Source organism: Streptomyces sp. CNQ329, assembly GCF_000482585.1.
This window is the reverse complement of record NZ_AXVU01000008.1, coordinates 37,347-55,931: the sequence shown is the minus strand read 5'-3', so window position 1 is coordinate 55,931 and position 18,585 is coordinate 37,347. Positions and strand designations below refer to the sequence as shown.

Sequence of the window (18,585 nt, the reverse complement as noted above, 5' to 3'; positions counted from 1 at the left end):
CGGAGGCGGTCCTCAGGCCAGTCCCGCCTTCTCCAGCGCCGTGCAGCAGGTGTCCACCATCAGCCGCGTCACCACATACGGGTCCACGTTCGCGTTCGGCCGCCGGTCCTCGATGTAGCCCTTGCCGTCCTTCTCCACCTGCCACGGGATCCGCACCGACGCCCCCCGGTCCGACACCCCGTACGAGTACTCGTCCCAGGGCGCCGTCTCGTGCGCCCCCGTCAGCCGGCTCTCCACGCCCGCGCCGTACGCGCGCACGTGCGCCAGCGGCCTGTCGCCCTCGCCCAGCGCCTCGCAGGCGGCGACGATCGCCTCGTAGCCCTCGCGCATCCGGCGGGTGGAGAAGTTGGTGTGCGCGCCCGCGCCGTTCCAGTCGCCCTTCGCCGGCTTGGGGTCCAGGGTGGCGGAGACGCCGAAGTCCTCGGCCGTACGGTAGAGGAGCCAGCGCGCGACCCAGAGCTGGTCCGCGACCTCCAGCGGGCCGAGCGGGCCGACCTGGAACTCCCACTGCCCCGGCATGACCTCGGCGTTGATGCCGGACAGGCCGATGCCCGCCTTGAGGCAGTTGTCGAGGTGGGCCTCGACGACCTCGCGGCCGAAGATCTCGTCGGCGCCGACGCCGCAGTAGTAGCCGCCCTGCGGGGCCGGGAAGCCGTTCTCGGGGAAGCCGAGGGGGCGGGAGCCGCGGAAGAAGGTGTACTCCTGCTCGATGCCGAAGACCGGCTCCTGGGCGGCGAAGCGCTCGGCGACCTCGCGCAGCTCGGCGCGGGTGTTGGAGGCGTGCGGGGTCAGGTCCGTGTCGAGGACCTCGCAGAGCACGAGCACGTCGGCGCCGCCGCGCAGCGGGTCGGGGCAGGTGAAGACGGGCTTCAGGACGCAGTCGGAGGAGCGGCCCTCGGCCTGGTTGGTGCTGGAGCCGTCGAAGCCCCAGACGGGCGGCTCGGCGCCGGCCTCGACGATCCTGGTCTTCGAGCGCAGCTTGGCGGTGGGCAGGGTGCCGTCGATCCAGATGTACTCGGCCTTGTAGCGCTCGGGGTGGCTCGATGCGTGGCTCACGGTCGCCGTCCTTACGTGCGTGCGGGCGTGGGCGGGTGCGGGCGCCCCGCCGTGGTGCGGTGTCGTCCTGCTGGCAGCCTGGCAAGCCGCGGTTTCCCGACCGTTGCCCGGAAGTAAACCCGGTGTGTCCCCGCCCTCCCGTACGGCGTGGTGGTGCTAGCTACACCCCGGTCACGGGGGTACGGGCCCGTGCCCCCCGCCGGGCCGGCGCGGCAGACTGTGGGAGGCGCCCGGAGGACGGGCCGCGCGAGCCGGCTCCGGCCGCACGACGGGCCCGCGACCGGCGCTGACCGGCAGGAACAGAGGGGAACAACGGAGATGATCTTCCGGAACTGGGCGCTCGCCGGGATACGGGCGCTGGCGCTGACGGTGCTGTGCACCGCGGCCTCGATCACGCTCTTCGCGCTGACCGTCGTCTCCGTCGTCCTCATACCCGTGCTCGGCATCGGCCTGATCACCACGCCCTGGGTGCTGGAGGGCGTCCGGATGCAGGCGAACCTGCGCCGGCTGCTCGCCGCGCAGTGGTCGGACGTGCGCATCCCCGCCTCGTACCGCCCCTGGCCGCCGAACCTGCAGGGCGGGCCCCTCGGCCAGGTGCAGCGGACCCGCCTCATGCTCACCGACCCGGCGACCTGGCGCGACGTGCGCTGGCTCTTCACCGACATGATCGCGGGCACGGTCCTCGCCGTCGTGGCAGTCGCGCTGACCTTCTATCCGCTGGAGGGGTACGTGATAGCCGCCGGCGTCTGGGACCCCGTGACCGGCGGCGGCGACAGCACGTACTGGTACGGCTTCGTGCCGGTGTCCTCGCAGAGCACCGCGTTCATGGCGGCCGGTCTCGGCACGGCGCTGCTCGTCGTCGGCCTCTTCACCAGCCACCGCCTGCTGGAGATGCACTTCCAGATGACCAAGGGCGTGCTGGCGCCCCGCGAGGTCGAGCTGGCCGAGCGGGTCGCGCGGCTGACCGAGACCCGCTCGGACGCCGTCGACAACTCCGCGGCCGAGCTGCGCCGCATCGAGCGCGACCTGCACGACGGCGCGCAGGCCCGGCTGGTCGCCATGGGCATGAGCCTGGGCACCATCGAGGCGCTCATCGAGAAGGACCCGGCGAAGGCGAAGGAGCTGGTGTCGCGGGCCCGCGGCGAGTCCGCCGAGGCGCTGACGGAGCTGCGCGACCTGGTACGGGGCATCCACCCGCCGGTGCTGGCCGAGCGCGGGCTCGCGGACGCGGTGCGCGCGCTGGCGCTGCGCATGCCGGTGCCGGTCGAGGTGGACATGGACCTGGGTACGCCGCCGGGGCGGGCGGCGGAGCCGGTGGAGTCGGCGGCGTACTTCGCGGTCAGCGAGGTGCTGACGAACGCGGTCAAGCACGCGGAGGCGAAGCGCGTGTGGCTGGACATGGGGTACCGCGACGGCATGCTGCGGATCGCGATCACGGACGACGGCCGCGGCGGCGCGGCGGTGGCCAAGGGTTCCGGGCTCGCGGGGGTGGAGCGCAGGCTCGGTACATTCGACGGCGTACTGGCCGTCAACAGCCCCGTCGGCGGCCCCACGATGGTGACCCTGGAGATTCCGTGCGCGCTGTCATCGCCGAAGACCTCTTCCTTCTGAGGGACGGTCTCGTCCGTATGCTCGAAGCGTACGACTTCGAGATCCTGGCCGCGGTGGACAACGGTCCGGAGCTGACCCGGGCGCTGGACGAGCTGGAGCCGGACGTCGCGGTCGTCGACGTGCGGTTGCCGCCGTCGTTCTCGGACGAGGGCCTGCAGTGCGCGCTGCAGGCGCGGGCGAAGCGGCCGGGGCTGCCGGTGCTGGTGCTCTCGCAGCACGTGGAGCAGTTGTACGCGCGCGAGCTGCTGGCCGACGAGCGCGGCGGGGTGGGCTATCTGCTCAAGGACCGGGTCTTCGACGCCGACCAGTTCATCGACGCGGTACGGCGCGTGGCGGGCGGCGGTACGGCGATGGACCCGCAGGTCATCTCGCAGTTGCTGAGCCGGCGGGCGGCGCAGGACCAGCCGGTGAACACGCTGACCCCGCGGGAGCGCGAGGTGATGGAGCTGATGGCGCAGGGGCGGTCCAACGCGGCGATCGCGGAACGGCTCGTGGTCACCGAGCGGGCGGTGGCCAAGCACACCTCGAACATCTTCGCCAAGCTGGGGCTGCCGCCGTCGGACGACGACAACCGCCGGGTGCTGGCGGTGCTGGCGTATCTGGACCGCGGCTGACGGCCGCGGACCCCGGCGGCGCGGCCGGAGACAGCGCTTGCCGTCCCGCCCGTGCACGGGCCGCTTTTCGCCCGTTTCCCTCCGTTGCCCCCGCGAGCCGCGCGTGGCTACGGTCCGCTGATGACGGAGATGACGCGACGCACGATCCTGGGTACGGCCGGTGCGCTCGGCGCCGGCGCGGCACTCGTCGGCGGGCAGGCGCACGCCCGTAGCGTGACAGCCGGAGGCGGTACGGCGGCGGGCAGGGGGTTCGACGTGGAGGCGGCCCGGGAAGCGCTGGAGCGGCTGCTGCCCGGTCACGCCCGGCAGTTCGCCCTCTTTGCCCTCGACGGCGACGAGCGGTTCACCGTGCGCGGCCGGGCCGGCCGGATCGAGGTCGGCGGCACCAGCCCCGCGGTGCTCCTCACCGGCGTGCACTGGTACCTGAAGTACACCTGCCGTGCCGTCGTCTCCTGGTCCGGCAGCCAGACCCGGCTGCCCGGCCGGCTCCCCGCACCCGACGCACCCATCGAGCGCCGCGCCACCGTCCCGGCCCGGTTCGCGCTCAACGACACCCACGACGGCTACACCGGTCCGTACCACGACTGGCCGCGCTGGGAGCGGTTCCTCGACGTGCTCGCCCTGCACGGCTGCAACCAGGTGCTCGTCACCCCCGGCACCGAGGCCGTCTACCACCGGCTGCTCCAGGACTTCGGCTACTCCGACGCCGAGGCCCGCGCCTGGCTGCCCGCCCCCAGCCACCAGCCCTGGTGGCTGCTGCAGAACATGAGCGAGTACGGCGGCCCCGTCAGCCCCGCGCTGCTGGCCGAGCGCACCGAGCTGGGCCGCCGCATCACGGGCCGCATGCGCGAGCTGGGCATCTCCCCCGTCCTGCCCGGCTACTTCGGCACCGTCCCCGGGGGTTTCGCCGACCGCAACCCCGGCGCCCGCACCGTCCCGCAGGGCACCTGGGCGGGCCTGCCCCGCCCCGACTGGCTGGACCCGCGCACCGACGTCTTCCGCGACGTCGCCGCCGCGTTCTACCGCCACCAGGAAGAGCTGTTCGGGCCCGTGCAGCACCTGAAGATGGACCTGCTGCACGAAGGCGGCGACCCCGGTGACGTGCCCGTGCCGGAGGCCGCACGCGCCGTCGAGACCGCGCTGCAGACCGCCCGCCCCGGCGCGACGTGGGTCATCCTCGGCTGGCAGGAGAACCCGCGGCGCGACCTGCTCGACGGCCTCGCCCACCCCGAACGGATGCTCGTCGTCGACGGCCTGTCCGACCTGGAGCGGGTCACCGACCGCGAGGCGGACTGGGGCGGCGTGCCGTACGCCTTCGGCACCATCCCCAACTTCGGCGGACGCACCACGATCGGCGCCAAGACCCACATGTGGGCGGAACGCTTCGCCGCCTGGCGCGACAAGCCGGGCGGTGCCTGCGCCGGCACCGCCTACATGCCGGAGGCCGCCGAGCGCGATCCGGCCGCCCTGGAACTCTTCAGCGAGCTGGCGTGGCGGGCGGAGCCGGTGGACCGCGAGGCGTGGTTCGACGAGTACGCCGCCGTGCGCTACGGGGGCGACGACGCGGCGGCGCGCGAGGCGTTCGCGGCGCTGCGCGAGACGGCGTACGCGATCTCCAGCGCCGACGGCCGCCCGCACGACTCCGTCTTCGCCGCCCGGCCGTCGCTGGACGCCCGCTCCGGTGCGTACTACGCGACCAAGACGCCGGCCTTCGACCTCGCCGACTTCGACAAGGCGTTCGGCGCGCTGCTGGGCGTCGCCCCGGCGCTGCGCGCCTCCGACGCGTACCGGCACGACGTCGTCGACCTCGCCCGGCAGGCGCTCGCGAACCGGTCGCGGGTGCTGCTGCCGCAGCTCAAGGCAGCGTACGGGCGCGAGGACGCGGAGACGTTCCGGACCCTGTCCGACCTGTGGCTGAAGCTGATGGCGCTCAGCGACGAGACCACCGGCGCGCACCGCGCGTTCCTCCTCGGACCCTGGCTCGCCGACGCCCGCCGGATGGCCGCGGACGACGCGGAGGCCGCGCACCTGGAGCGCACCGCGCGGGTGCTGGTCACCACCTGGGCGGACCGCCCCACCGCCGACGGCGGGCACCTCGCGGACTACGCGAACCGCGACTGGTCGGGGCTGATCCGCGACGTCCACGCGCCGCGCTGGCGCGCCTATCTGGAGGAGCTGCAGGACGCGCTGGCGGCGGGGCGGGAGCCGGAGACATTCGACTGGTACGCGGTCGAGGACCCCTGGACACGGCTGAACAACCGCTACCCCGAACGCCCTTCCGGCGACGCGCACACCCTTGCGCGGCGCGTCCACGACGTGCTGGCCACCGCCCCGTACCAGGGTGTCGTCACCGCCGTCGCGGATCCCCCCGCGCTGGCCCCGGGCGAAGCGGGGCGGCTGACCGCCGGGTTCCGCAACATGTGCGGGCTGGCCGCCACGGGCGCCGTGGAACTGGAGCTGACGGGCCTGGACGCCACGCCGCCGGGCCCGGCGTCGCTGCCGCCGGTGCCGGCGGCCGGGAGCGCGGAGTTCGCGTGGGAGGTCCGGGCGCCCGCCGGGCCGCCCTCGGAGCCGCTGACGCCGCTGTCGTACGAGGTGCGCACGGCGTACGGGATGGCGGGGCAGAAGCCGGTGACGGTGCACACGCCGGGGACGCTGTACGTCGCCGGGCCGCTGGACGACAGCGTCGCCACGGTCACGACCAACGACGCCGTCTTCGGGCAGCTCGGCGACCGCTTCGCGGTCGACGGGGGCGGGGCGGACATGTGGAAGGCGACGACCGAGTTCGGCGCGGTCTTCCGGCCCGGCGCGCTGGTCTCCGGCGGCTCGGTGACGCTGACGGTCGACGCGCAGGATCCGACCGGGCCGTGGGCGCGGGCGGGCATCGTCGCCCGCAACGAACTGCGGACGGCGGGGGCGGCCGGATTCCTCAACCTGGCGGTGACACCGGCGAACGGGGTGGTGCTCTCCTACGACTCCAACGGCGACGGCACACTGGACACCTACCGCCGGATCACGGGCATCACAGCGCCGGTCACGCTGCGGCTGACGCGTGCGGGCGAGGAGTTCACGGGCGCGTGCTCCACGGACGGCGGGGCGACGTGGCAGACGGTGGCGACGGTCACGGTGCCGGGAACCGCGGGGACGCAGGACGCGGGGCTGTTCATGTCGGCGGCGGCGGGGGTGCGCGGGACGGTGGCGTTCAGCGGGTGGACGAGCGGGTGAGGAAGGCGCGGCCGGCCCCCGCGGCGGGGTGACCATCCGAGGATTCACTCGTTCAACCCAGTGTGGATCAGCAGGCCGTCACCACCCCGGGGGCCGCGGGCCCGCCACCCGACGAGACCGTCGCCTCACCTGTCGACGTCGAGCAGGCCGAGGCCGCCGTCGTCGAGCACTACGGGCATCTGACGCGGCTCGCGTATCTGCTGCTGCCGGGCTGGGAGAGCCGCGGCAAACGGGTGCTGGCGGCACACGGCCTGGTCCAGCGCGCGCTGCCCCGCGGACGCACGGCACCGGGCGCGCCGACGACCCGCGGGGCGCGGGCCGGCGGAAGACCGCCGGGCACGGTGCCGGGCGCACGGGCGAACGCGGACGGAGGGCCGCCGGGCGCGGGCACGGTGAGCACGGGCGGCGGGCGCCGCCCCGCCGAAGGCCACACCGCCGGCGGGATCACCCGGCCCGGCCCCGGCCTCGGGGCCGCGGACGCGCGCGGGGGCCGACCAGGGGGTTCCCCGGCGGCGGAGCCGGGCGGCCCGTACGGCCCCCAGGCGGGGCCCGGCATCGGTCGTCCCCGCCGGCGGCCCCCGGACGGCCTCCCCGGCTCCAACGGGGGCGTGGAGCGGGGCGGCCCCGGAGGCGTGGCGAACGGCCGGGCGTACGGGCCGGAGGGCGGGCCCGGCGGGGGTGCGGCGTGGCGGCCGGCGGGGGAGGCCGAGGCGGGCTACGCCTACGTGCGGCTGCGGATCGTCCGGGCCGCGCTGGACGCCGGCCGGCCCCGCGGCCGGCTGGGGCTGCCGCGGGCCGGAGCGCTGCCGAGCCCGCTGCCCCGGCTCTGGGGGCTGCGGCTCCACCCGCGCCCGGGCGGCTGCGACGAGCTGGCTCTCGACCGCGCCCTCGCGGCCCTCCCCGCACCGGCCCGCGCCGCGTACGTGCTGCGCGGCCTGGAAGGGCTGCCCGACCCCGCCGTGTGCCGGCTCCTTGAGGCGGCCGGTGCCCAGGACCCCCGGGCGGCGCTCGCCGCAGCCGGCGCCGTCGCGGAGCCGCCCGGCAGCGCGGAGCGGCGGCTGCTGTTCTCCCCCGAGTTCGACCCCTGCGCGCTCCAGGCCCGCCCCACCGACCTGCTGCGGCGCCGCCGGCACAGCCGCGCCGCGCTCGCCGCCGCCGCGGCCCTCGTCGCCGTCGTCGCCCTGCTCGGCGCCCCCGGCGCCGGGGGCGGCACGGACGACGCGGCGGCGGCCCCGTACGCCCGCAACGCCTTCGCCGAGCAGGCGCTCGACCCGGCGCGGCTGGCGGTCGCGGGGCACGACGACTGGGAGCGCGCCGACCGCGCCGACTTCGCGGTCTGGCCCGCCCGCGGCACCCGTAAGGGCGACTCGGCGCTGCTCCGCCGGGCCCTGGCGGTCTGGGCCCGGCCGGGCGGGTCCGTACGGCTCTCCGCGACGCCCGGCACCGCCGCCGGCCCGCCCGCGGGACCGCCGCGGCTGCTGTACGCGGGGGACGTCGACCGGGCCACCGTCGTCCTCTTCCACGACGGCCTGCGGCTGGTGCGGTACGCGGAGGCGCGGGGCGAACCGGGCGCCGCGGGGCTGGACTTCGCCCGCGCCGACGCGGCGGACCCGGCGAGCGCGCTGGCCGTCGTGGTCGGCCGCAGGGACGGCAAGGTCCGCTATCTGACCGCCCCCTGGGTCTCCGGGGTCTCGCTGCGCGAGCTGCTGGACCCGGAGGCGGAGCCCCGGCGGGTCGGCCGCGGCACGGACGGCGTCACCGTCCCCGTCCCGAGCCCTCCGCTCCCCGCCACCGCGCCCACGGACTCAGGCTCCCCCGGGCCCGGCGAAGGGACGGACGCCACGGCGACGACCGACACACCCGCCGCCGAGCCCTCCCGCGGTGGCTCCTCCCCCGGCGTCTCCCCGTCCGCCGCCGACCGGCCCTGCACCACCTGGCCCGTCCTTGAGCTGCGGACCAGCCCTGCCGCCGGCACCGGCGCTCCCGCCCAGCTCACGACCGACCTCGGCGAGCTGGTACCGGCCAGGCTGACGTACGGCTCCCCGGCCGCCGCCGCCGACGTCGCCGGCGCCGCGGCCCGCGACCGCTGGGCCCGCACCGCGTGCCACCTGGCCGCGCTCCGCGCCCACGGCGTACGCACGGTCAACTCCTGGACGTTCGCCGGCCAGCGGCTGCCCGAGGCGGGCGGCACCGCCGCCTGGGTGTGCACCCGCGCCGACACCTGGCGCGGCACGGGCGGGGTGGCCCTGGCGCAGTTCCAGCCGCCGGCGACCGACCCGGGCCGGCAGGGGGCGGTGGCGGCCCGCGCGCGCGGCACGACGGCGTGCGGGCCCCGGGCGCCGCACGCGCTGGCGGGTGTGCTGTGGAAGGCGCGCTCGGGCACGTGGTACGTGCTGGCGGCGGGCAGCCGCGACGTCACCTCGGTCACCGCGTCCGGCGGCGTCAGCGGCTCGGCGGAAGGCCGGTTCCTCGCCGCGGCGGCGAAGCGCGGCGCCCGCGCCAGGCTGACCGCGACCCTCCCGGACGGCTCCACGCTCCGCCCCCCGTCGTAGCGCCCGGCCGCGCCGTCGACGCGGCCGGGTACCCGCCTGGCCGCCGTCAGGGGCAGCGCATGGTGGCCCGCAGCGCTGCAGACCTGCGCGAACGCGCCCCGGGGGCGCGAGCCCGGCCGGGGCGCGCCGAGGACGGGCCGGGCGGCCCGCCGCGTACTCCTCCCGCCGCCACCCGCGCCGGCCTGCGCAGCCGTCACCGCCGGCGACGGCACTGCGCGGGGTGCGAAACGCGGCGGAAACTCCCTACCGTGATACTGAGGGCTCGCGCCCACGCCACCGAGTCACCTGCGAGGATGTGGACCATGGAGAAGCAGCAGGAGTTCGTGCTCCGGACCCTGGAGGAGCGCGACATCCGTTTCGTGCGGCTGTGGTTCACCGACGTGCTGGGTTTCCTGAAGTCCGTCGCCGTCGCCCCCGCCGAGCTTGAGCAGGCGTTCGACGAGGGCATCGGGTTCGACGGCTCCGCCATCGAGGGCTTCGCCCGGGTGCACGAGTCGGACATGCTCGCCAAGCCCGACCCCGGCACGTTCCAGGTGCTGCCCTGGCGCGCGGAGACCCCCGGCACGGCGCGGATGTTCTGCGACATCCTCATGCCCGGCGGCTCGCCGTCCTTCGCCGATCCGCGGTACGTGCTCAAGCGGATCCTCGCCAAGACCTCCGACCTGGGCTTCACCTTCTACACCCACCCCGAGATCGAGTTCTTCCTGCTGAAGGAGAAGCCGGTCGACGGCAGCCGGCCGGTGCCCGCGGACAGCTCGGGCTACTTCGACCACACCCCGCAGAACGTGGGGATGGACTTCCGCCGGCAGGCGATCACGATGCTGGAGTCGATGGGCATCTCGGTGGAGTTCTCGCACCACGAGGGCGCCCCGGGCCAGCAGGAGATCGACCTGCGCTATGCGGACGCGCTGGCCACCGCCGACAACATCATGACGTTCCGCCTGATCATGAAGCAGGTGGCGCTGGAGCAGGGCGTGCAGGCGACGTTCATGCCGAAGCCGTTCTCGGAGCACCCGGGTTCGGGGATGCACACGCACCTGTCACTCTTCGAGGGCGACCGCAACGCCTTCCACGAGTCGGGCTCGGAGTACCAGCTCTCGAAGGTCGGCCGCTCCTTCATCGCCGGTCTGCTGCGGCACGCCGCGGAGGTGTCCGCGGTGACGAACCAGTGGGTGAACTCGTACAAGCGCATCTGGGGCGGCTCCCAGCGCACCGCGGGCGCGGGCGGTGAGGCCCCGTCGTACATCTGCTGGGGCCACAACAACCGCTCCGCCCTGGTCCGCGTCCCCCTCTACAAGCCGGGCAAGACCGGCTCCACCCGTATCGAGGTCCGTTCCCTCGACGCCGGCTGCAACCCCTACCTGGCGTACGCGATGCTCCTGGCCGCCGGCCTGAAGGGCATCGAGGAGGGCTACGAGCTGCCGCCCGGCGCGGAGGACGACGTGTGGGCGCTGACCGACGCGGAGCGGCGCGCCATGGGCATCGAGCCGCTGCCGCAGAACCTCGGCGAGGCGATCGGGCTGATGGAGCGCAGCGAGATCTGCGCGGAGACGCTCGGCGAGCATGTCTTCGACTTCTTCCTGCGCAACAAGAAGCAGGAGTGGGAGGAGTACCGCTCCGAGGTCACGGCCTTCGAGCTGCGCAAGAACCTCCCGGTGCTGTAGAGCGCGCGTCCGCCCGTCGTTCGCGTACGGCCCCTGCCCCGCATCGATCACGGTGCCGCGGGTTGAGGATGTCCGCGCGATGAACTATGCATGAGTTATGCATGAAACAGACGAGATCCGGACCGCGAACCTCCTCGGCGCCGCCGCGCTCGCCGTGGCCGACCGGATGACGGCCGCCGCCGCGGCGGCGGCAGGTGTCAGCGTCAGCGGGACGGCCGCGCTGGTCACGCTGCGGGGCGCGGAGGGCATCGGGGTCACGGAACTCGGGCTGCGGATCGGGCTGAGCCAGCCCGCGTGTGCCCGGATGCTCGACCAGCTCGCGGCCCGCGGGCTGGTCGAGCGCGAGCGGAGCGGCGGGCGGCAGGTGGCGCTGCGGCTCACCGGGGCCGGGACCGCCACCGCCGCGCGGGCGGAGGCGGCGCGGCGGGACGGGCTGCGCCGGGTGCTCGCGGGGCTCCCCGCCGAGCGGAAGGCGGCGCTGACGGAGGCGCTGGAGCTGCTGCTCACCGAGGTGTACGGGGAGGTCGGCTCGGAGGACGTGGTGTGCCGGCTCTGCGACCGCGGTGCCTGCCTGGCCGGGAGACACCTCTGCCCGGTCGGGCAGGCCGCACGCGCCGAACGGGCCGCAGGCGCCGGACAGGCGGCACGCGCCGGGCGGGGTGCCCGCGGTGGGCGGGGTGCCCGCGGTGGGTGAGGTACTCGCGCTCTCGTCCGCCGTCAGCTTCGGCCTCACGCACTTCGTCGCCGGACTCGCCGCCCGGCACACGGCGGGGGTGACCGTCGCGTTGTACGCGCAGGTGTGCGGCACGGCGGTGAGCCTGGCCGCCGTGCCGGCCGCGCCGGGCTCGGGCGCCCCGGACGCGGCCGGGGTGGGCTGGGGCACGCTGTCCGGGGTGGGCACGGGCGTGGGGGTGGCCTTCCTCTACCGCGCCCTGGCCAGGGGGGCGATGAGCGTCGTGGTGCCGGTCAGCGACGTGACGGCGGTGGCCGTCCCGGTGGTCGTCGGCATCAGCCTGCTCGGCGAACGCCCGGCCGCGGCCTCCCTCGCCGGTATCGGGGCGGCGTTTCCCGCCCTGTGGCTGGTGTCGCGGGGCCCGGACGTGCGGGAAACGAGGGCGGGGCGGCGGGACCGGCCGCGGCGAGGCCGGGCGGAACGGGACTCGGTCCCGCGCGGGCACCCGGCCGGGGCGTACCCCGGCGGCGGGACCGGCCGCCGGCCGCGCGGGTCCGCCTCGGCGGACGCGCTGATCGCCGGCGCCGGGTTCGCCACGCACTTCGTCGCCCTCGCCCGGCTGCCCGCCGAGGGCGACCTGTGGGCCGTCACCCTCAGCCGCGCCGTGTCCGTCGGCGTCGTCGCGGTCGCCGTGCTCGGGGTCGGGGCGCCGTGGCGGCTGCCCCGGCGGTGTGTGCCGCACGCGGCCGTCGCGGGCGCGCTCGGCACCCTCGCCACCGTCCTGTACCTCTACGCGGCCCGCGCGGAGTTGATGGCCGTCGCCACCGTGCTCGCCGCGCTCTACCCGGCGATCCCCGTGCTGCTGGCCCTGCTCGTGCTGCGGGAGCGGCTGACGCCGCTGCAGTCGGCCGGGCTGGTGTGCGCGGGGGCGGCGATCGGGCTGATCGCGATGGCGTGAGCACGGGGGCGGCGAGGGCCGGCGCCGCATCCCTCCGGGCCCCCGCGGCCGTCCCCGCGGCGAGTCCCGCGTCGTAAGCTCGTAGCCCGGCGTGATCACGGGACGGGAGGCGGTGCGCGCGATGGCGGTTCCGCAGGGGCGCAGGAGCAGCGCGTTCACCCGGCTGCTGCGGTACGGGTTCGCCGAGCCGGCCGACGCCGGGCGGCTGCTGGAGTCCGCGGCGCTCGACGGCGTACGGGACGATCCCGTCCTGCTCGACGCGCTGGGCGGCACCGCGGATCCGGACCGGGCGCTGCTGGGTCTGGTGCGGCTCTCCGAGGCGCTGCGGCCGGAGCGGCGGCAGGCGCTGCTCGACACCCTGGTGACCGCCAAGCCGCTGCGTGACCGGCTGCTGGGGGTGCTCGGCGCGTCCGAGGCGCTGGGGGACCATCTGGCGCGGCACCCGGACGACTGGGAGTCGCTGGTCACGTACGAAGCGCCCGATCTGCATCCGACGACCGCGGAGTTCGAGCGGGCGCTCGCCGAGGGCATCTGGGGCGCGCGGGGCGCGGAGCTGCCGCGGGCCGACGCGCTGCGCGTGGCGTACCGGCGGGCGCTGCTGGGGATCGCCGCGCGGGACGTCTGCGGCACGACGGACGTGGTGCAGGCCGCGGCGGAGCTGGCGGACCTGGCGACGGCGACGCTGCGGGCGGCGCTGGAGATCGCCTGCGAGGAGCAGCCCGAGGACGCCGCGCTCTGCCGGCTGGCGGTGATCGGGATGGGCAAGTGCGGCGGGCGGGAGCTGAACTACGTCTCGGACGTCGACGTCATCTTCGTCGCCGAGCCGCACGAGGACGGCAACGGGGGCGAACCCGCCGACGAGCGCGCCGCCGTGCAGGCCGCCACCCGGCTCGCCGGCCGCCTCATGCGCGTCTGCTCCGACACCACCGCCGAGGGCACCATCTGGCCCGTGGACGCCAACCTCCGCCCCGAGGGCCGCAACGGTCCGCTCGTCCGCACCCTCTCCTCCCACCTCGCGTACTACCAGCGCTGGGCCAAGACCTGGGAGTTCCAGGCCCTGTTGAAGGCCCGCCCGGTCGCGGGCGACACCGAGCTGGGCGCGGCGTACGCGGAGGCCATCGCCCCGATGGTGTGGCAGGCGGCGGAGCGCGACAACTTCGTGCCCGACGTGCAGCAGATGCGCCGCCGGGTGGTGGCGAACATCCCGGCGGCGCAGGTCGACCGGGAGCTGAAGCTGGGCCCCGGCGGGCTGCGGGACGTGGAGTTCGCGGTGCAGTTGCTCCAGCTCGTGCACGGCCGCGCCGACGCCTCGCTGCGCAGCGGCACGACGCTGGACGCGCTGGCCGCGCTCGCCGCCGGCGGGTACGTGGGCCGCGCCGACGCCGCCGCGCTGGACGCCGCGTACCGGTTTCTGCGCTCGCTCGAACACCGCATCCAGCTCCAGAAGCTGCGCCGTACCCATCTGGTGCCCGAGGGCGAGCAGGAACTGCGCGCGCTCGGCCGCTCGCTGGCGCGGCTGCTGCCCGAGGAGGGCCGCGGCGACGACCCGGTGTCGCAGTTGCGCAAGGCGTGGCGGCGGCACTCCTTCGAGGTGCGGCGGCTGCACGAGAAGCTGTTCTACCGCCCGCTGCTCGACGCCGTCGCCCGGCTCGCGCCCGGGGAGGTGCGGCTGACGCCGGACGCCGCCCGGGAGCGGCTGGTGGCCCTGGGGTACGAGGATCCGGCGGCGGCGCTGCGGCATCTGGAGGCGCTGACGTCGGGGATGAGCCGGAAGGCGGCGATTCAGCGGACGCTGCTGCCGGTACTGCTGGGCTGGTTCGGTGACTCGGCCGACCCGGACGCGGGGCTGCTGAACTTCCGCAAGGTCTCGGACGCGCTGGGCAGTACGCCCTGGTACCTGCGGCTGCTGCGGGACGAGGGCGCGGCGGCGGAGAACCTGGCGCGGGTGCTGTCGTCGGGCCGGCTCGCGCCGGACCTGCTGCTGCGGGCGCCGGAGGCGGTGGCGCTGCTCGGCGACGAGCAGGGGCTGCGCCCGCGCGGGCGGGCGCACCTGGAGCAGGAGATCCTGGCGGCCGTGGGCCGGCACACGGACCCGGAGTCGGCGGTGGCGGCGGCCCGCGGGGTACGGCGGCGGGAGCTGTTCCGTACCGCTGCGGCGGACCTCATCACGGCGTACGGGGCGCACACGGAGCCCGGCGAGGAGGACACCGGGGCCGCGCGGGAACCCGACGGGGACGAACACGCCCGGATCGCCGCCGCCGTCGACCGCACCGGCGAGGCTCTCAGCGACCTCAACGCCGCCACCGTCGCCGGCGCCCTGCGCGCCGCGACCGCCGCCCGCTGGGGCGACACGCTGCCGACGCGGTTCGCGGTGATCGGCATGGGCCGCTTCGGCGGCCACGAGCTGGGTTACGGCTCGGACGCCGACGTGCTGTTCGTGCACGCGCCCCGCGAGGGCGTCTCCGACGAGGAGGCGGGCGCGGCGGCGTTCGCCGTGGCCAACGAGCTGCGCCGGCTGCTGCAACTGCCCAGCACCGACCCGCCGCTGCTGATCGACGCCGACCTGCGCCCCGAGGGCAAGTCGGGGCCGCTGGTGCGCACCCTCGCGTCGTACGCGGCGTACTACGAGCGCTGGTCGCTGACGTGGGAGCGCCACGCGCTGCTCCGCGCCGAGCCGGTCGCCGGCGACGCGGGTCTGGGCACACGGTTCACGGAGCTGATCGACCCGCTGCGCTACCCGGCGGGCGGGCTCGGCGAGGACGCCGTCCGCGAGATCCGGCGGCTGAAGGCGCGGATGGAGGCGGAGCGGCTGCCGCGCGGCGCGGACCCGGCGCTGCACGCGAAGCTGGGGCGCGGCGGGCTCGCGGACGTGGAGTGGACGGTGCAGTTGCTGCAGTTGCAGCACGCGCGCGAGGTGCCCGCGCTGCGGACGACCCGCACCCGCGCGGCGCTCGCCGCGGCGCTGGAGGCGGGGCTGCTGGACGCGGAGGACGCGCGGATTCTGGACGACGCCTGGCTGCTGGCCACGCGCCTGCGCAACGCGGTGATGCTCGTCCGCGGCCGGCCCGGCGACACCTTCCCCGCCGCTGAGCGCGAACTCGGCGCGGTGGCACGCTACTTCGGCTACGGCCCGGGGCAGTCCGGCGAGTTGCCGGAGGAGTACCGGCGGACGACGCGGCGGGCGCGCGCGGTGGTGGAGCGGCTCTTCTACGGCGACTGACGCCGCCGCACGACCGCCCACAAACTGCCGCAGGCACCGCCGGAAGACCGGCGGGATACCGGCGTACACGCCGCCCGGCCCGTTCCTCCGAAGGGGGGACCGCCCGGCGGGCCGTTCGTAGCATCGGCACCTTGATCGCGCGATTCGCCCTTTTTCTTGACGACGCCCGCTGGTAGACCGGCCGCACGGACCGGGTGGCACCGACAGCGAGGTGGCAGGGCATGCGTACGGCGATCGCTTCCGCGGCGATGCTCGCCGGCGCGCTGGCGGCCCTCGCCCCCTCCCCGCCGCTCTCCCCCGGCACGCCCCCGCCCGTCGCCCCGCCGTCGCCGATCCGGCTCGCCCTGGACAGCCGGTCGGCGGCGGGCGGCGGCACGACGTACGCGATCACGGTGCACAACACCTCCGGGACGGACGCGCCGCACGGCCGGGTCACCCAACTCCTGCCCGACTCCCTCGCGTACGTCTCCGCAAGCCCGCGGGCCGAGACGGCCGGGCAGCAGGTGACCTGGCGGATCGAGCTGCCCGCGGGCACGAGCCGGGAGCTGACGGTGACCGCCGCTCCCGGCCGTGCCGAGCGGAAGGGCAAGGATCCGCACGCCGCACGCGCGTCCGAGGACGCACGCGCCCCGCGCGGGACCGGTACCGGGAAGGGCGCGCCCCCCTCCGCCACCACGGTCTGCTTCCAGGGTGGCACCCGCGGCGAATGGCTCACCTGCACCAGCGCCGACGACGAGTGGTCCCCGGAGCCCTGGGTCTCCTCGAACAAGGTCTACGCCGCCGGCAGCGCCGCCGCCGCGCTCCTCGTCGGCATCGCGGGGATCGTGATCCTGCGCCGGCGCCGGTCCCGGGACACGGAGGACGACCAGGGGCAGTGACCCGCGGGGGCGGGACGAGTGGTTCCCGCGGGTTCGGCAGCCGCAGGCGGCACCGTCTCAGGTGGCCTTCGCCGGGAACGGCAGCGGGCGGCTGTGCACCACGTCGAGGCGGGAGACGGCGCGGGTCAGCACGACGTACAACCGGCGCAGGCCGGTCCGCCCGTCCTCGGCGTCGGCGATCGCCGCCGGTTCCACCGCGACGACATGGTCGTATTCGAGGCCCTTGGCGGCGGTGGCGGGCAGGACGGCGACGCGGGCGGCGAGGTCGTCCGGGCCCGCCGTCGCGATGCCTGCTTCCTCCAGAACCGAGCGCACCCGGTCGACGTCGGCCGCGGCGGCGACCACCCCGATCGAGCCCTCGCTGCCGAGAGCCTGCCGTACCGCGTCCCGGGTCGTGGTGAGCACGTCCGGGGTGGGCAGTATCCGAAGCGCGCCGTCCCGGCGCAGGGAGCGGGCGGCGGGGACGTCGACGTCGAGGTGGCCGAGGAGGCGGTTGGCGAGGTCGACCACGGCGGCCGGCACCCGGAACCCGGTGGTGAGCGCCGCGATCTCGGCGTTCGGCCGGCCCAGGTGGGCGAGGAGTGAGGGCCAGTCACGCGCGGCCCACGGCGTCGTGCCCTGTGCCAGATCGCCGAGCACCGTCAGCGAACCGAACTCCGCGCGCCGCGCGATCACCCGTGCCTCCATGGGGGAGAGGTCCTGCGCCTCGTCGACGACGATGTGACCGTAGCCCGCGGGGCGGTCCAGGAGCCCGGACAGCTCGTCGAGGAGTACGTGGTCGGCGGCGCTCCACTTCGCCGACGTGAAGGACCGCGGCGGCTTCGTCCACAGGAGCGCCCGCTGTTCGCCGGCGTTCAGGATGCCGTGGGCGGCGCGGGCCAGTTCGCCGGCGTCGGTGAACAGCGCGGTGAGCACCTCCGCGGGCTTCACCCTGGGCCACGCGGCGTCCAGGAAGGCGCCGATCGGCCGGGCCCGGCCGGTCCGCTGCGTCCAGGCGGCCGTGACGGTCACGGCCCGGCGCTCGGCCTGCCGCCGGATACGGTCCACGATGCGGCTGCGCACCCGCTCGCGGCCGACCGCGTACGGCGGCCGCTCGTCGCGTACGCCCGCGACGATCTCCGCGAGTTCCGCGTGCGGCACCCGCCACCACACGGAGCCGTCGCGGATCGCCACCCCCTCGGTGATCCCGTCCGCCGACACCCGTGCGTACAGCGCCCGCCGCAGCACCTCGGCCATCCGCACGTCGTGCTTCAGCGCGGCGACCGACGCGCTGTCCTCCGCACGCACCGGCTGCTCCCCTGCCGCCAGTTCCGCGACCGTCGACTGCCGCACCCCGGTCTCGCCGAGCGCCGGCAGTACGGCCGAGATGTACGACAGGAACGTGCGGTTCGGGCCGAGGACGAGCAGACCGCCGCGCTGGATCTGCCGCGCGTAGGTGTAGAGCAGATACGCGGCGCGGTGCAGGCCGACGGCGGTCTTGCCGGTGCCCGGGGCGCCCTGCACACAGACGGAGACGCCGAGTTCGCGGCGTACCAGGTCGTCCTGGTCGGGCTGGATGGTGGCGGCGATGTCGCGCATCGGGCCGGTGCGCGGGCGCTCGATCTCGCCGGTCAGGATACGGCCGCCACGGGTCGCCTCCGCGGCGGGCCGTTCGTCCTCCAGGCCGGTGAGTTCGCCGGAGGCGCCGGTGCTGCCGGGGGCCCAGCCGAACCGGCGGCGGATCTCGACGCCCTGCGGGTCCTTCGGTCCCGCCTGGTAGAAGGCGCGTGAGACGGGTGCGCGCCAGTCGATGACGAGGGGCGGTGCGGACGGGTGCGCGGTGATGCGCATCCGGCCGATGTGGTAGCGCTGTCCGGCGTGGTCGCCCGCCTGCCCGGCGTCGTCGGCGAAGTCGAGGCGGCCGAAGAACAGCGGCCCGGGCGGCAGTTCGCGCAGTTCCTTCGCGTGGCCGCGCAGCTCGTAGCCGAGCACCTCGGCGTCGGCGCCGGACGCGGACGCCTGCTCGCCGAGGACCACCTGCCGGTCGGCGCCCGCGAGCATCGCGTCGAGGGCGGCGCGGCAGGTGTCGTGATAGCGGCGTTCGTCGGCGAGGGAGGTCTCGGCGGGGGTGTGTGCGGTGCCCATCCACCCAACA

11 protein-coding genes are annotated in these 18,585 nt (G+C 75.8%); 9 read left to right on the top strand and 2 right to left on the bottom strand.

All coding sequences use genetic code 11. From position 1 onward, the window contains the following. Positions 1-12: 12 nt before the first annotated feature. On the bottom strand, positions 13-1,056 hold the full coding sequence (gene glnII, locus I003_RS0107395; RefSeq protein WP_027770940.1) for a glutamine synthetase: 1,044 nt from the start codon (positions 1,054-1,056) through the stop codon (positions 13-15). A gap of 318 nt (positions 1,057-1,374) precedes the next feature. Between glnII and I003_RS0107390 the strand changes: the two genes are divergently transcribed. The 9 genes from I003_RS0107390 (at position 1,375) to I003_RS0107350 (ending at position 16,451) form a co-directional block, all read left to right on the top strand. Beyond that, positions 1,375-2,667: a sensor histidine kinase gene (locus I003_RS0107390; protein ID WP_027770939.1), complete on the top strand. Its 1,293-nt coding sequence runs from the start codon at positions 1,375-1,377 to the stop codon at positions 2,665-2,667. Continuing rightward, a complete protein-coding gene (locus I003_RS0107385) occupies positions 2,631-3,281 on the top strand; it encodes a response regulator transcription factor (RefSeq protein WP_078563798.1) in 651 nt (216 codons plus the stop codon). Before I003_RS0107390 ends, I003_RS0107385 begins: the two co-directional genes overlap by 37 nt. Before the next feature lie 120 nt (positions 3,282-3,401). Further along, on the top strand, positions 3,402-6,506 hold the full coding sequence (locus I003_RS0107380; protein WP_027770937.1) for an alpha-N-acetylglucosaminidase: 3,105 nt from the start codon (positions 3,402-3,404) through the stop codon (positions 6,504-6,506). Positions 6,507-6,568: 62 nt separating this feature from the next. Then, a complete protein-coding gene (locus tag I003_RS31670; protein WP_027770936.1) occupies positions 6,569-9,058 on the top strand; it encodes a hypothetical protein in 2,490 nt (829 codons plus the stop codon). A gap of 302 nt (positions 9,059-9,360) precedes the next feature. Then, positions 9,361-10,722 carry a type I glutamate--ammonia ligase gene (gene glnA, locus I003_RS0107370; protein ID WP_027770935.1) on the top strand — a complete coding sequence of 454 codons (1,362 nt, stop codon included), beginning with the start codon at positions 9,361-9,363 and terminating at the stop codon, positions 10,720-10,722. Positions 10,723-10,819: 97 nt separating this feature from the next. Next, a complete protein-coding gene (locus I003_RS0107365; protein ID WP_027770934.1) occupies positions 10,820-11,416 on the top strand; it encodes a MarR family transcriptional regulator in 597 nt (198 codons plus the stop codon). Continuing rightward, positions 11,409-12,353, top strand: coding sequence for an EamA family transporter (locus I003_RS0107360; protein WP_027770933.1), 945 nt, complete (start codon positions 11,409-11,411; stop codon positions 12,351-12,353). The genes I003_RS0107365 and I003_RS0107360 overlap by 8 nt, the downstream gene beginning before the upstream one ends. A gap of 121 nt (positions 12,354-12,474) precedes the next feature. Next, the gene (locus tag I003_RS0107355) at positions 12,475-15,573 is read left to right on the top strand and encodes a bifunctional [glutamine synthetase] adenylyltransferase/[glutamine synthetase]-adenylyl-L-tyrosine phosphorylase (RefSeq protein ID WP_027770932.1); all 3,099 of its coding nucleotides are present in this window, start codon (positions 12,475-12,477) and stop codon (positions 15,571-15,573) included. A 221-nt stretch (positions 15,574-15,794) separates the two neighbouring features. After that, positions 15,795-16,451 (top strand): DUF11 domain-containing protein, encoded by a 657-nt coding sequence (locus tag I003_RS0107350; protein WP_027770931.1) that lies wholly within the window; start codon positions 15,795-15,797, stop codon positions 16,449-16,451. 57 nt (positions 16,452-16,508) lie between these two features. Here I003_RS0107350 and I003_RS0107345 read toward each other — a convergent pair whose 3' ends face one another. Further along, positions 16,509-18,575: an AAA family ATPase gene (locus tag I003_RS0107345; protein ID WP_027770930.1), complete on the bottom strand. Its 2,067-nt coding sequence runs from the start codon at positions 18,573-18,575 to the stop codon at positions 16,509-16,511. Positions 18,576-18,585: the final 10 nt, after the last annotated feature.

Excerpts from the sequence above, each read along its gene's own strand:
- I003_RS0107390 (WP_027770939.1), top strand. The coding sequence starts at position 1,375 with ATGATCTTCCGGAACTGGGCGCTCGCCGGGATACGGGCGCTGGCGCTG.
- I003_RS0107380 (WP_027770937.1), top strand. The coding sequence starts at position 3,402 with ATGACGGAGATGACGCGACGCACGATCCTGGGTACGGCCGGTGCGCTC.
- glnA (WP_027770935.1), top strand. The coding sequence starts at position 9,361 with ATGGAGAAGCAGCAGGAGTTCGTGCTCCGGACCCTGGAGGAGCGCGAC.
- I003_RS0107365 (WP_027770934.1), top strand. The coding sequence starts at position 10,820 with ATGCATGAAACAGACGAGATCCGGACCGCGAACCTCCTCGGCGCCGCC.
- I003_RS0107355 (WP_027770932.1), top strand. The coding sequence starts at position 12,475 with ATGGCGGTTCCGCAGGGGCGCAGGAGCAGCGCGTTCACCCGGCTGCTG.
- I003_RS0107350 (WP_027770931.1), top strand. The coding sequence starts at position 15,795 with ATGCGTACGGCGATCGCTTCCGCGGCGATGCTCGCCGGCGCGCTGGCG.
- I003_RS0107345 (WP_027770930.1), bottom strand. The coding sequence starts at position 18,575 with ATGGGCACCGCACACACCCCCGCCGAGACCTCCCTCGCCGACGAACGC.